The sequence below is a fragment of the Rhizobium sp. 862_C5_N1_2 genome (assembly GCF_051811205.1).
Lineage (GTDB): Bacteria > Pseudomonadota > Alphaproteobacteria > Rhizobiales > Rhizobiaceae > Rhizobium > Rhizobium leguminosarum.
Genome location: NZ_JBPWPT010000001.1, coordinates 2,475,081 through 2,486,858, shown reverse-complemented (window position 1 = coordinate 2,486,858; position 11,778 = coordinate 2,475,081). Strand labels below are relative to the sequence as shown.

The 11,778-nt window shown below is 60.2% G+C and carries 13 protein-coding genes and 1 pseudogene; 7 read left to right on the top strand and 7 right to left on the bottom strand.

Annotated elements, in window-relative coordinates:
* The first annotated feature begins 151 nt into the window (after nucleotides 1–151).
* Entirely contained in the window at nucleotides 152–694 is a 543-nt protein-coding gene (locus ACD590_RS12580; RefSeq protein ID WP_439002669.1) for an NADPH-dependent FMN reductase, read from the top strand.
* A gap of 14 nt (nucleotides 695–708) precedes the next feature.
* Here the strand turns inward: ACD590_RS12580 and ACD590_RS12575 are convergent, their stop codons facing one another.
* Nucleotides 709–855 (bottom strand): hypothetical protein, encoded by a 147-nt coding sequence (locus tag ACD590_RS12575; RefSeq protein ID WP_018242550.1) that lies wholly within the window; start codon nucleotides 853–855, stop codon nucleotides 709–711.
* A gap of 140 nt (nucleotides 856–995) precedes the next feature.
* Here ACD590_RS12575 and ACD590_RS12570 point away from each other — a divergent pair, with 140 nt between their 5' ends.
* The 3 genes from ACD590_RS12570 to ACD590_RS12560 all read left to right on the top strand — a co-directional run bounded on the left by ACD590_RS12570 (nucleotide 996) and on the right by ACD590_RS12560 (nucleotide 4,118).
* Complete coding sequence (locus ACD590_RS12570; protein WP_439002668.1) at nucleotides 996–1,667, top strand: response regulator transcription factor; 672 nt, start codon at nucleotides 996–998, stop codon at nucleotides 1,665–1,667.
* On the top strand, nucleotides 1,664–3,019 hold the full coding sequence (locus ACD590_RS12565; RefSeq protein WP_439002667.1) for a sensor histidine kinase: 1,356 nt from the start codon (nucleotides 1,664–1,666) through the stop codon (nucleotides 3,017–3,019). The genes ACD590_RS12570 and ACD590_RS12565 overlap by 4 nt, the downstream gene beginning before the upstream one ends.
* A gap of 199 nt (nucleotides 3,020–3,218) precedes the next feature.
* The gene (locus ACD590_RS12560) at nucleotides 3,219–4,118 is read left to right on the top strand and encodes a DUF3313 domain-containing protein (protein ID WP_439002666.1); all 900 of its coding nucleotides are present in this window, start codon (nucleotides 3,219–3,221) and stop codon (nucleotides 4,116–4,118) included.
* Between the two features lie 129 nt (nucleotides 4,119–4,247).
* On the opposite strand, the gene ACD590_RS12555 is transcribed toward ACD590_RS12560, so the two are convergent.
* The 3 genes from ACD590_RS12555 to ACD590_RS12545 form a co-directional block, all read right to left on the bottom strand.
* Nucleotides 4,248–4,838 carry a GNAT family N-acetyltransferase gene (locus ACD590_RS12555; protein WP_439002665.1) on the bottom strand — a complete coding sequence of 197 codons (591 nt, stop codon included), beginning with the start codon at nucleotides 4,836–4,838 and terminating at the stop codon, nucleotides 4,248–4,250.
* Nucleotides 4,839–4,992: 154 nt separating this feature from the next.
* A complete protein-coding gene (locus ACD590_RS12550) occupies nucleotides 4,993–5,481 on the bottom strand; it encodes a BA14K family protein (RefSeq protein WP_130716907.1) in 489 nt (162 codons plus the stop codon).
* A 364-nt stretch (nucleotides 5,482–5,845) separates the two neighbouring features.
* Nucleotides 5,846–6,763 (bottom strand): acyltransferase family protein, encoded by a 918-nt coding sequence (locus ACD590_RS12545; RefSeq protein WP_439020863.1) that lies wholly within the window; start codon nucleotides 6,761–6,763, stop codon nucleotides 5,846–5,848.
* A gap of 577 nt (nucleotides 6,764–7,340) precedes the next feature.
* On the opposite strand from ACD590_RS12545, the gene ACD590_RS12540 reads away from it, so the two are divergent.
* Together ACD590_RS12540 and ACD590_RS12535 are read left to right on the top strand one after the other, a co-directional pair.
* A complete protein-coding gene (locus tag ACD590_RS12540) occupies nucleotides 7,341–7,553 on the top strand; it encodes a hypothetical protein (RefSeq protein ID WP_018447183.1) in 213 nt (70 codons plus the stop codon).
* A 362-nt stretch (nucleotides 7,554–7,915) separates the two neighbouring features.
* Nucleotides 7,916–8,619, top strand: a pseudogene (locus tag ACD590_RS12535) (terminase small subunit).
* 23 nt (nucleotides 8,620–8,642) lie between these two features.
* Here the strand turns inward: ACD590_RS12535 and ACD590_RS12530 are convergent.
* The 3 genes from ACD590_RS12530 to ACD590_RS12520 form a co-directional block, all read right to left on the bottom strand.
* On the bottom strand, nucleotides 8,643–8,852 hold the full coding sequence (locus ACD590_RS12530) for a hypothetical protein (protein WP_018242541.1): 210 nt from the start codon (nucleotides 8,850–8,852) through the stop codon (nucleotides 8,643–8,645).
* Between the two features lie 197 nt (nucleotides 8,853–9,049).
* A complete protein-coding gene (locus tag ACD590_RS12525; RefSeq protein WP_130716903.1) occupies nucleotides 9,050–9,334 on the bottom strand; it encodes a hypothetical protein in 285 nt (94 codons plus the stop codon).
* A gap of 40 nt (nucleotides 9,335–9,374) precedes the next feature.
* Entirely contained in the window at nucleotides 9,375–10,211 is an 837-nt protein-coding gene (locus ACD590_RS12520) for an alpha/beta fold hydrolase (RefSeq protein WP_018447187.1), read from the bottom strand.
* A gap of 610 nt (nucleotides 10,212–10,821) precedes the next feature.
* Between ACD590_RS12520 and ACD590_RS12515 the strand changes: the two genes are divergently transcribed.
* Complete coding sequence (locus ACD590_RS12515; RefSeq protein WP_130652624.1) at nucleotides 10,822–11,778, top strand: S1C family serine protease; 957 nt, start codon at nucleotides 10,822–10,824, stop codon at nucleotides 11,776–11,778.

Genomic DNA, 11,778 nt, shown 5'->3' with positions numbered 1-11,778 from the left:
TTCCTCGAGGGTAATTCCAGCCGATTCGGCAGCAGCATCCAAGCTAACGCGGGGTTCGGCCAGTTCAAGCAAAAGTCGCTTTTTTCGCGTTACTCAATCGAACCTGGCCTTTTGCGTTGACAGCCATGATCAATCGATTCCTGTTAGGATCATGAGGATTCTCGCAATATCCGGCAGCGCCCGGCTCAATTCCACCAATACGGCTATGCTGCGGGCGATCCGTGCCATAGCGCCCAGTGACATCGAGGTTTCGATCTTCGATGGCGTCGGACGGTTGCCGGTATTCTCGCCTGACCTCGAGGGAGAATCTCTACCGGAGGCGGTGCGGGATTTCATAGATGTGATCGCCAAGAGCGACGGGGTGATCATTGCCAGCCCGGAATATGTGCGATCCATCCCCGGCGGCCTCAAGAATGCGATCGACTGGCTCGTATCAGGAGATGAGATCGTCCATAAGCCGATCGCCTTGCTGCACGCCTCGCATCGAGGTGATGACATGCTGGCGGGTCTTCGCACCGTTCTTGCGACCATCACCGACCGTTTCGCGGAGGATATCTTCCTCCGGCTCCCTTTGATGAAACTGGATCCAGCCGAGGTGCTTCGAAGCATCGAGACAGCGGAGAACCGTTCCAGAGTGCAGGCCTATCTCCACGCATTCTCGGCCTATTGCAGTGCAGACGCCGAGACTGCCTGAGGCTCGCCTCTCCATCATCGAACCTCCATCAGAAGGCCGCTCTCGAACGCCGATTTGTCGTGAAGCGTGTGCAGAATGACGAGTGGGGCAGCGAGCAGTGCAGCGAGGATGAAGGCGGAGAGGAAGTGTCTCGTCAGGAGACGAAGGATAGGTCGGATCATCTTGATCTCCAGCTGCCGCGAATATTCCTTGTGCTGGACCTCAACAATTGCAGCAGCATGACCGGCTGCCTTGCAAGCTCCGCAATGCTGCTGCAACCCTTGTGGCAGACAGAGGGGGTGAGCGAGACAATGGACGGGCGATGCGGATACTGCTGATAGAGGATGAGAGGGAGCTGGCCGAGGCGCTGTCGGCCGCGCTCGGCAAACATGGGATCGTCACCGACCACACGATGCATCTGGCAGACGCCGTCGAGTTGACGCGGCAGAACCTCTACGATGCGATCCTGCTTGACCGGCGCCTGCCTGACGGGGAGGGGCTGAGCTTCATTCCGGAGCTCAGGCGGACGGGCAAGGATACGCCGATCATCGTGCTGACGGCGCGCAACGAACCGAAGGAGCGGATTGAAGGCCTCGACCTGGGGGCGGACGACTATCTCGGCAAGCCGTTCCTGGTCGACGAGCTGATGGCGCGGTTGAGAGCCGTGCTGCGGCGGTCGCCTGAACTGGCCGAACTCAAGATCACTGCCGGACGGATGGTGATCGACCCGCTGCATCTGAGCGTCACCGTCGATGCCGTGCCGCTGGACCTGCCCCGGCGCGAACTTCTGGTGCTGGCGGCACTCGCAAGGCGCAAGGAGAAGACCGTGCTGCGCTCGACGCTCGAAGCGGCTGTCTACAACTACGAAGAGGAAATCCAGTCGAACGCGCTCGACGCGCATATATCGCGGCTGCGCAAGCGGCTGATCGATGCTGGCGCCGGCGTCGCGATCCATAATATTCGCGGCGTCGGTTACCTCATGAAGGAAGAATGATGACCAAGGCGCAATACACCAATCCGTCGCTTTGGTGGCGGCTGAGCTGGCAACTCAGCATTGTATTCGTCGCCGTGGTGGCGGCGGTGATCTTCGGTCTCTGTGTTTATGGTGCGAGGATCCTTTCTCCCAACGTCGCGCTGGAGGATCATGTCACCGCGGTACTGGCCCGGTCCGTCGCGCTCGATGCGCAGGGCCAGCTTGAAATACGCGATACGCCAGAGCTGGCGTCGCTCAAGGAGCAGTATGACGGGCTTTGGTATGTCGCTGCCACGACGGACGGTTCTTCGGTATCCTATGGCGCCATTCCTGCAGCCTATAGTGAACTTGCGCATCTCACCCATTTGTTCCAGGGCGCAGACATCAGGGGATCGGTCGGCACCAACGAGATCGCGTCCGTTGAAAACGTGGAGACTGCCATAGGCGAGCTCCGAGTTCTGTTTGGCGGCGTCGCCGACAAGGGTTGGCCCGTTCTTGTCCTTATGGGCGCCGTCTATCCGATCTATGTCTCGCTGCTCACCGTCGCCTTGCCGGCGGTTTTTCTTGCCGTTCCGCGAATTGTCAGGCGTGCCCTGGCCAGTGTCAGCGAGGTTGCCCGCAAGGCATCGGAGATCGAACCTCGCCGCTACGATGCACGCCTGCCTCTGGACGGCATCCCCAAGGAGGTGGCCCCGCTGGTGATTGCCTTCAACGAGGCGCTTGACCGGCTGGAAAATGAATTCCGCAAACGGCAACACTTCCTTATCGATGCCGCGCATGAACTCAGGACGCCGATCGCGATCATGCAGACGCGGATCGACGGAACACCCGAGGGCCAGGACCGCAGGCGATTGCTCGATGACGTCGCGCGCCTCGCCGAGACTGCCGAACAACTGCTCGATTTCGAGCGTAACAATCAGGCGATCGATCTGCACGAAACGATCGATCTCGTCGAAGTCGCCCGAACGGTCGTTGCCGATCTCGCGCCGCTGGCGATTGCCGACGGCTATCAAATCTCATTTCTATGCGAGGCGGAGAGCCTTGAACGCCGGGGCAGCCCTTCCGCGCTGCCGCGGGCGGTGAGCAACTTGGTGCGCAACGCCATCGACCACGGCGGCAACACGGGGATGATCACGGTTTCGGTATCGCGCGCACCTTCCGGCGGCGGCCGGATCACCGTCACCGACGAAGGGCCGGGTATTCCGGCCGAACATCGGGAGCTGGTGTTCGAGCCTTTCTATCGCGTCACCCCGAAAAGCAGGGGCGCCGGTCTCGGCCTCAGCCTCGTCAAGCAGGTCGCCGCAAATCATGGCGGCGAGGTCAGCATCGAGAGCAGTGCTGTCGGGACGCGAGTGGTGATCGAACTCGCATAGGTCAGCCTGCTTGAGCAGCATCCGCCCTGGTTTTGACCAGGAAAGGCTCTGGGAAGCGATCTGTAATGTTGCGGCAATTGTCGACCGCCACTTTCGCCCGACACTAGAGCGCCGCGCGTCCGACAAGACGCGCTAGGACGCTCTAGCACTTTAAACTGCGCATGATCCTTTCCGAAAATCGATTTCGATTTTAGGGGTTATGCGCTATCGGCGACGGAGGCCAGACAGCGTGCGCAGCAATCAATTCCCATTTTCCTTCCCACTGGCGTCGAGAGGCTTGTCTCTCGCACTGCCGCTGGCGCTCGCCATGGCCGCGGCCGGTTGCAGCTCGGTGCCACTGAAGGAGGCCGGCACGCTTTCTTCCTACGGCAATCTCGGCGCGCCGAAGGGCAAGCTGTCGAAATCGCGCGTCTATGTCGATGGGACGCGCCTTAGCCCGGCAAAGACGGTGAGCATCGTGCCGACGACCTTCGCCTTCAACGCCGCGACCCGCGTCAAATCGGACGCCGACCGCGTGATGGTGGCGAATGCGCTGGACCGGGCGCTCTGCATTTCGCTCAGCGACAAATATCAGCTGGTCTCAGCCGGCCAGCCGGCGGACCTGACAATCCGCTCGGTTGTCACCGACATCGTGCCGACCAACAAGGCGATGGCCGGTGTTTCGACCGTCGTGACCGTCGGTACCGGTTTCGTGCTGCCGGTCGGCGTGCCGCGGCTGCCGGCCGGCCTGGGCGGACTGGCGGTCGAGGCGGAAGCCGTCGACAACGGTGGCGTGCAGCGGGCGGCCATCGTCTGGTCGCGCGGGGCAAACTCGCTGCAGAACAACCCCCGCGTTTCCGAAGTCGGCGACGCCTATAGCCTGGCTTCGAAATTCAGCAGCGAGTTTTCCCGCATGCTGATCAAAGGCAAGGAGCCGAAGGGATTGGATATCTCGCTGCCATCGGGGCAGCGGATGAAATCGTGGCTCGGCGGAAAACCGAAATACGCCGCCTGCGACGCCTTCGGCCGACCGCCCGGACTGATGGGGGCTGTGGCTGCCAAATACGGCGCGCCGCCGCAATGGACCGAGAAGAAGCCGAAACCGGCCGCGACCTATTGAGAGACGATGTGCGGCGGCGCCGACTGCCCCCGCGACCAGCACTCAGCCCGCCCCAGGCTGACGGGACGGACGGAGCAAAGGCGGGCAAGGCCTGTGCTCCGTCCGTCTGGAATTCCGTCGTGCTTCATTTCAGCTGGTGGCTCCGGGCCTCAGCCAGAAATACAGTTTGATCTGATCGGGCCTGTCGGAGGGATGCGGGCCGCGCATGAACAATTCGCCGCCATTGCGCTCGATCACCCGCCGCGAGGCGTCGTTGTCCTCGTTGCAGAGGACGACCAGGCGGTCGAGGCCTTCCTTCGATGCCACAGCCATCAGAAGGCTCAGCGCGGTGGTCGCGTGGCCATTGCGCTGTTTCCACGGTACGACGGAATATCCCACATGGCCAGACACCTCGGGCGGCAGCTCCTCGGTGCCCGCTTGAAAGCGGAGGCTGATGCTGCCGCAGAATTCTCCGTCCCAGATCCAGAACAGACGGGTGGTGAGAGGCGGCGATCCGAATCCAGCCCGCTGTCTACCATCAGGAATGAGATCGTGGAGAAACCCTAATCTGTTCTGGCGCAGCCGCTGAAGCTCGCCGTGAACATGGGCCTCATTGCCCGCGCGGCGCGGATCGGGAGACCAGCCGGCGGCAAGCGCCGCTTCGAAACCCGACAGGTTTTCCAGATCCGGCTGCAGCAGGACGACGCGGCCGGCGGACTTTGCTGTTTCTCCAGACGTCATCTAGCACCTAGGTTCGCGTCGCCTAACCAAGTGTGCGCCCCCCATTCGCGCAGACAAACACGCCCCACTGGCGATTGGAAGCCGTGCAACGGGCTTTCGGCCATCAAAAAAGCCCCGCATTTCATGCGAGGCTTGCTCTGATGGATAGGTCGGACTAGCGGCACTGGCGGCGCGGGCCGTAGTTCGGCTGGTAGGTATTGTCATAGGCGCGGTAGGACCGATAGCGGGAGTAGCAATAATCGGCATGTGAACTGTACCCTTGCGAGGTATAGGCCCGCGGCTGCGAGGCAATGATGCCGCCGATGAGGGCGCCGGCCGCCAGACCGCCTATGATGGCGCCGGTGTTGTCATTATGGCGCCAGCCGCGATCGTAGCGTCGATACGAGCCATAACGGTCGTCGCGATAATAATCCCGGTTGCGGTAGTGGTGACGGTTGCGATACCACCTGCGATTATTGCCGAACTGACCCGGGCAGTTCGTGAAGTTATTGCAGCCGACGGTCATGATGCGGGCATCGGTATTTCCCGGTGCCGGCTGCGCCGCCGATTGGACCGGGCTCGGCACGAAGGCCGGGCCTGCCGAGGCCGGCATTCCGGAGAAGGCCGTCGCTATCGACAGGGCAATGATGGCGAATCTGTTCATTTTACTCACCTTGGGTCAACGGATGTATCGAGGGGGTAACGCAGCGGAAGGGAATAGGTTTCATTTTGGGATGGAATGAGGCGGCTTATGTGCGTTTTTGCTAACATAATACGCGCCTGTGCACCACTACCGGACGGCAGGAACCGACCGGTCCTAAAACGCTGGACAGCTTCGCCAACGCCAATAGGCGGGAATGTCTGAAAAGATCGCACCGACGACGCGGCGCAGACGAACTTTACTCTTATCGGAGCTCAATGTCGGACGGCTCGTTCGGGGGGCGGCATGTGCGTCGAAAGCGCGACATTGATGGCACCAGCGTGCGACACCATCCGTCGGGCATACGCCTGGCCCTTCGGCTATCCGATCATGCGGCAGCCAGCCGGCTCGTCAGCCTTTTCGACCAAGCCATCACTGGGCGCTCCACCATGGTCCACGATACCAAAGCGGTGAGTACGGATAACGATCCAGCGACGAGCATCGTAAGCGGGCCGCGCGAGAAGAAGTCACCGACGCCAAAACGGGCGCTCAATGCAAAAAGAACCGCCCAGGCCGGAAGATGGAAGAGATAGGCGCCGTAGCTGATCCGGCCCAAGCCGCTGAGAGATCTGTTCGCAAGGATTTTGAGAAACTGCCCTTTTGAAGCCAAGGCCACGATTGCGGCCAGTGGCAACAGGAGGGCGGCCTCGAGGACGACCCATTGAACGAGGTTTCCCAAGTCAAAAACGATTTGCATAATAAATCCAGCCAAACCGACCGGGACTGACAACCAGAGGAGCCATCGCGGAGCGCTCCACCCTTCTTCAGACAGGAACGACAAAGCGGCACCGGCCGCCAGCGCATCGATTGAATCGAAAGTCAGCAGAGTGGCTTCATCAACCTTGCCGAGGGCAAATGCGCAAACCCGGTAGGCGACGGTGCAGGAAACAAGCGCGCCGCAAAATTTCAGAAAATGGCGGGACGGCAGCGCCAGGATCACAAAAGGCCAAATCAGGTAGAATTGCTCTTCGACTGCAAGTGTCCAAAGGTGCGCTAGCGCCCAAGGCTCGGACCCGTGCGTTGCATACCAAATATTAGAGAGGAACAATGCATGCCACGGCAACGACTCCTGCATCATCGGGAGTCGTAACGGGCCTGATGCCAGCCAGCAAAATCCAAGCGTCAGGAAATAGGGTGGCCAAATTCTCGCTGCTCTTCGCGCGAAAAACACAGTTATCTCAACCGCGTGATGATCGTGTCCCTTAGCGGCTAACAGAATGTTTGTGATGAGGAATCCGCTCAACACAAAGAAGAACCGAACTCCAAGATGGCCAAGGTTCGAGCTTCCTCCCAAAATGAGAATAAAACACTGACAGAAGTGCAATAGCTCGTAACCCGTCTAGCTGAGGCTCCCGCAATCGACACACCGACGCTTCAATATCACAAAAGATACAGGACGTTTCCTTGGCGGCGATAATAAAGCTCTTCGAAAATTGCGATGTCAAATTACTCCTGCGGCGCATCGCTACCGGCTGACCTTGCTGGAGCTACACAGCAGGCTGCCGGCGCAGCACTACTCGCTCTATAACGACAGGCGGAAATCAACGGGCTGGAGGCGCTGAGCGAGAGGCTGGCGCGGGCCGGGGTCTGACACGGGTGCCAGGGATATCGTCATTGGATGTCATCGAAGGACGTTGACGCCATAGCAATCTCTCTTGAAATCATAGAGCGGTTTCCGGTGTTCAATATTAAAACGGCGGTCAACCTCATGTGTAACGAAGTATTAACTTCGTTTGGTAACCAGATATTAAGACTTTCCTTGAGCCGTGTTGCTGTTTCTGTTTTCGTACGCCGGCAAATACTCTGAGATAAGGGTCTTCCACATGGCGCAACCGACGCAATACATCATCATGGAGCCGCTGGGTGGCATGACCGATCTCGACTCCATACGCATGAGGCTTGCCGAGATCGGGCTGGCCCGCGAGGCGTTCTCCCTGGATTCGGATGTAGGCCGGCTCAGGCTGACCTTCTGGGAGCCGGATCGAATTGAGGCATTGCGCATATTGGCGCGGCTGGATCATTCCAATCCATGTTGATCGGGCACCCTCCGGGAAGAGAGAAACGTGACGTGCGCGATCGGCAGAGAATAATTTTGAAGGGGAGCAAAGACAAAATGACAACGATCAGTTTTCAACGTCCGAAGCCATCGGTGTGGAGCCGCGTGGTCGAGGCGCTTCGTGCGCTGTTTTTCGCTGGCGTATCCGGAGAATGGCATTGGCACGGCAATGTCATGCGTCGCCGGCTTTCCCACGGCACGATTGTGACCAGAGAGCCGACTCCGGGGGAGATTTACAACAGGGACAGAGGTCTGGCTTCGTAGGGCCTTCCCCGCGGCGCGCTTTTCACCTTGCCACCATCGCCCGCTACCATCGCCCTCTCTTCGAGGGTACGATCACCAATGGCAGAACTGACGCCGAAGCAGCGCCTGTATGTGGCGGAATATCTGAAGGATTTGAATGCGAAGCACGCGGCGATGCGGACGGGGTATAGCGGAAAGTCGCGTGCCAATGGCAATCGCTTGATGCGAATGAGGCTGTGCGGGCGGAGATTGAGAGAGCATTAGCGCCACGTCTTGCCGAGATGGAGACTTCCGCCGAGTGGGTGCTTGTCGCCATTGCCTACGTCGCGTTTGGTGATGTCCGTGACGTGTTCGATGACCAGGGGCCGCTGAAGGCGCCTTCGGAGTGGGATGAGCGGACGGCGGCAAGCGTTGTGGGGCTGGAGATCGGCACCTCGGCCAAGGGCAAGGGGGAGGTGGTGCATGCGGCGAAGATCAAGCGGGCGGACCGGTTGCGGGCGCTGGATATGCTGGCGCGGCATCACTCGCTCTATAACGACGGGATATTTTTACAATCATTCGCGATCCCGCAACGCGGTTTCAGCCGCTGCAGATTGCGGTCGCATCCGGCCACGGCATCGGCAAATCGGCCCTCATGGGCGATGTCCTGCTGGAATGAGGCGACGCTGGAGACGGACGGCCAATACCGACACGCAGACGCACCAAGACGGCCGGAGATATCGGCAAATGGGTTCCGCTCTTCGATCGCGTGCTGGCGACCTCGGTCCGCGCCCGGGAAAAGGCGGTGTCGGACTCGCAGCTAGCTCGACGTCTCGCGCTATCAGGCTCACGTTCCGCCGGCCAGCAATCGGAGCTGGCTTTCGTCGTGCACACCCTGGCGGTAAAGCTCGATGATGAGGGCGCCCAGACGGTCGGCTTCCTTGCTTGATCTGTCGATCTTTGACCCGCTACAGAGAGCTTCATGAACACGCCTGCACACATCCAGATCTTCGGAGGCGAGCGGTTCGTCCCGTGTGCTGAACAGCTTGTCTGACATCGCAATTTGCCCTTTTTGGATGCCGTGAATCGCTTTCGTGAAAAAAAGATAATTTCGCGATCTTTGCTCCGCAAGATGGGCGAAGGTCCGAAATTCAAAAACAGTTCGGGTCCTCGCACGGCAAGACGCGGGTGAGGGCGGCAGGGCATGGATATGAGATCGATCGGCGTGCCGATCGGATAGTGCGAGTGTGGGATCTACTTGGTTGCGGGGTCCTTGGCGCCCTGCTTTGACAGGCGCAGCTCTTTCAGCCGCTCGGTTTTTTCCCGGCGGGCCCGCTGCTCCGCCTCGATGGTTTCCTTGGCGGCTCGCTCGGTGTTTTCGAAACGATCCTGCCGGTAAGCCTTTGATGAGGGTTCACGCTCTCTTTTCATGGCCGCTAAACGCAAATCGGCGAAAACGGTTTCATGGGAAAATGAGTCATTGGCTGTCGATCGACGACGTGGCCAGAACGCCGGCGTGGAGGATGGCAAGCCGCTCATGGTAACCGGGCGCCTTGTCGGCGCCCGGTAACATCACGGATCAACCTTTGATGAAGGCAAGGATGTCGGGATTTATGATGTCGGCATGAGTAGTGCACATGCCGTGCGGGAATTTCTCGTAGACCTTCAGCGTGGCGTTCTGCAGCAGCTTGGCCGAGAGCAGGGCGGAGTCGGCGATCGGCACGATCTGATCGTCGTCGCCGTGCATGACGAAGGTCGGCACGGTGATGGTCTTCAGGTCTTCTGTGAAGTCGGTTTCCGAAAAGGCCTTGATGCCGTCGTAATGCGCTTTGGCGCCGCCGATCATGCCCTGGCGCCACCAATTGTTGATGACCGGTTCCAGGACCTTCGCGCCCGGGCGGTTGAAGCTGTAGAACGGGCCGGCCGGCAGATCGTAATAAAACTGCGCGCGATTCGCGGCGAGCTGCTTGCGCAGGCCATCGAAGACTTCGATCGGCAGGCCGCCGGGATTGGCATCCGTCTTCACCATGATGGGCGGCACGGCGCCGATGATGACGAGCTTGGCGACACGGCCCTGCGGCTGGCCGTGGCGGGCGACATAATGGGTCGCTTCGCCGCCGCCGGTGGAGTGGCCGACATGGACGGTGTTCCTGAGATCGAGATGCTCGACGACGGTTGCGGCATCGGCGGCGTAGTGATCCATGTCGTGACCGTCGCCCACCTGGGTGGAGCGGCCGTGGCCGCGCCGGTCATGGGCGACGACGCGGTAGCCCTTCTCAAGGAAGAACAGCATCTGGGTATCCCAGTCGTCGGAGCATAGCGGCCAGCCGTGATGGAACATGATCGGCTGGGCGGTCTTCGGCCCCCAATCCTTGTAGAAGATCTCGACGCCGTCCTTGGTTGTGACTGTGCTCATCTTTCGGCTCCATTGGTTGGGGTTGGATTCATGCGGTCAGAAGTTTGCGCCGTTGCCGGCAGAATTGGCAAGGCCACGAGCGCCGTTGCGCCGGAGGCTTGGGGCAAGTAGGTCGCGCCTTAGGGGATAACTCGGCTCTGAATATGCTGATGTGCTAATTGAATGGCTCTTTCTATTCTATTGATATGACTGACGTTTGTATGTCTCTGCGCGACGGGCGCACAGCACCGCCCATCTCGTATGAAGGAACGGGGATTTGGCGATCCTCGCCTGGCTGCTTCGTGCTGCGAACATTCTTTTGATCCGCGGTATGTCGGCCTGTTCCACTCCTCAGGCAGGTTCGTCATGGGTAGCGAAGGCAGCTGATTTGACGGGCGAATGTCTGCAATGAGCCAATTTTTGGCCGTGCGTTCAAGATATCTGTTCGGGTAGTTCAGCATATCTATCCGGGTAGGCGTGTTGGCATTCTCTGCGTTGCGCGCATTGCAGACCGCCGCCGGCGCTCACTTGAACGCGGGTCTATGCCCAACCATCTAATCCTCACACAACACCAATCGCGACCGCTTCGCCGGCGGCGGGACGGCCGTTATTGCCGCCTGAGGATCAAATAATGGGTTACATGGATAAGGACATAGCGCCTCAGAATGATGGGGCGCTGATCGATGCCTATTCGCAATCGATCGCTGCAGCAGTCGATATCGTCGGGCCGGCGGTCAGCCGGATTGAGAGGGTGGGTGGCCGGCAAGGGCACGGGTCGGGCTTCGCCGTCTCGCCTGACGGTCTGATCGTCACCAACAACCATGTCGTCGACGACGCCAAGGTGGTTCGCATCACCACGCCCGACGGCTTCGTTACCGAGGGCCGTGTGCTTGGCCGGGATGTGGATACCGATATCGCCCTCATTCGCGCCAATACAAGCACCGGCGCCTGGGCGAAGCTAGGAGATTCCCAGCGCCTGCGCAGGGGGCATATCGCAATCGCGATCGGAAACCCGCTCGGCTTCGAATGGACGGTTACCGCCGGTATCGTCTCGGCGCTCGGCCGGTCGATGCGGGCAGCAAGCGGCCGGCTGATGGAGGACGTCATCCAGACCGACGCGGCGCTCAATCCCGGCAACTCCGGCGGGCCGCTGGTGTCTTCGGGCGGAGAGGTCATCGGCGTCAATACCGCCGTGATCCAAGGTGCGCAGAGCATCGCCTTTGCCGTGGCGTCGAATACGGCCAATTTCGTGGTTTCGGAGATTCTCCGTTATGGCCAGGTCAGGCGCGCCTTCATCGGCATATCAGGCGATACGATTGTGCTGCCGCGCCGGGTGGCACTCGCCGCGGGCACGGCAAAAACGACCTCCGTTCGCATCCGGCGCGTCGAAGCCGATGGGCCTGCGGCAAAGGGAGGGCTGCAGGAGGGCGATTATATCCTCGCCATCGACGGCAGCCCGGTCGGCGGCGTCGACGATATCGTCCGATTGATGGATGGCAGCAGGATCGGCAGGGATACGGAGATCCTGGTGTTCTCGGTGGCCGGCCGGATCGAGAAGAAGATCTTGCTACCGATGGCGCGGTTGTGA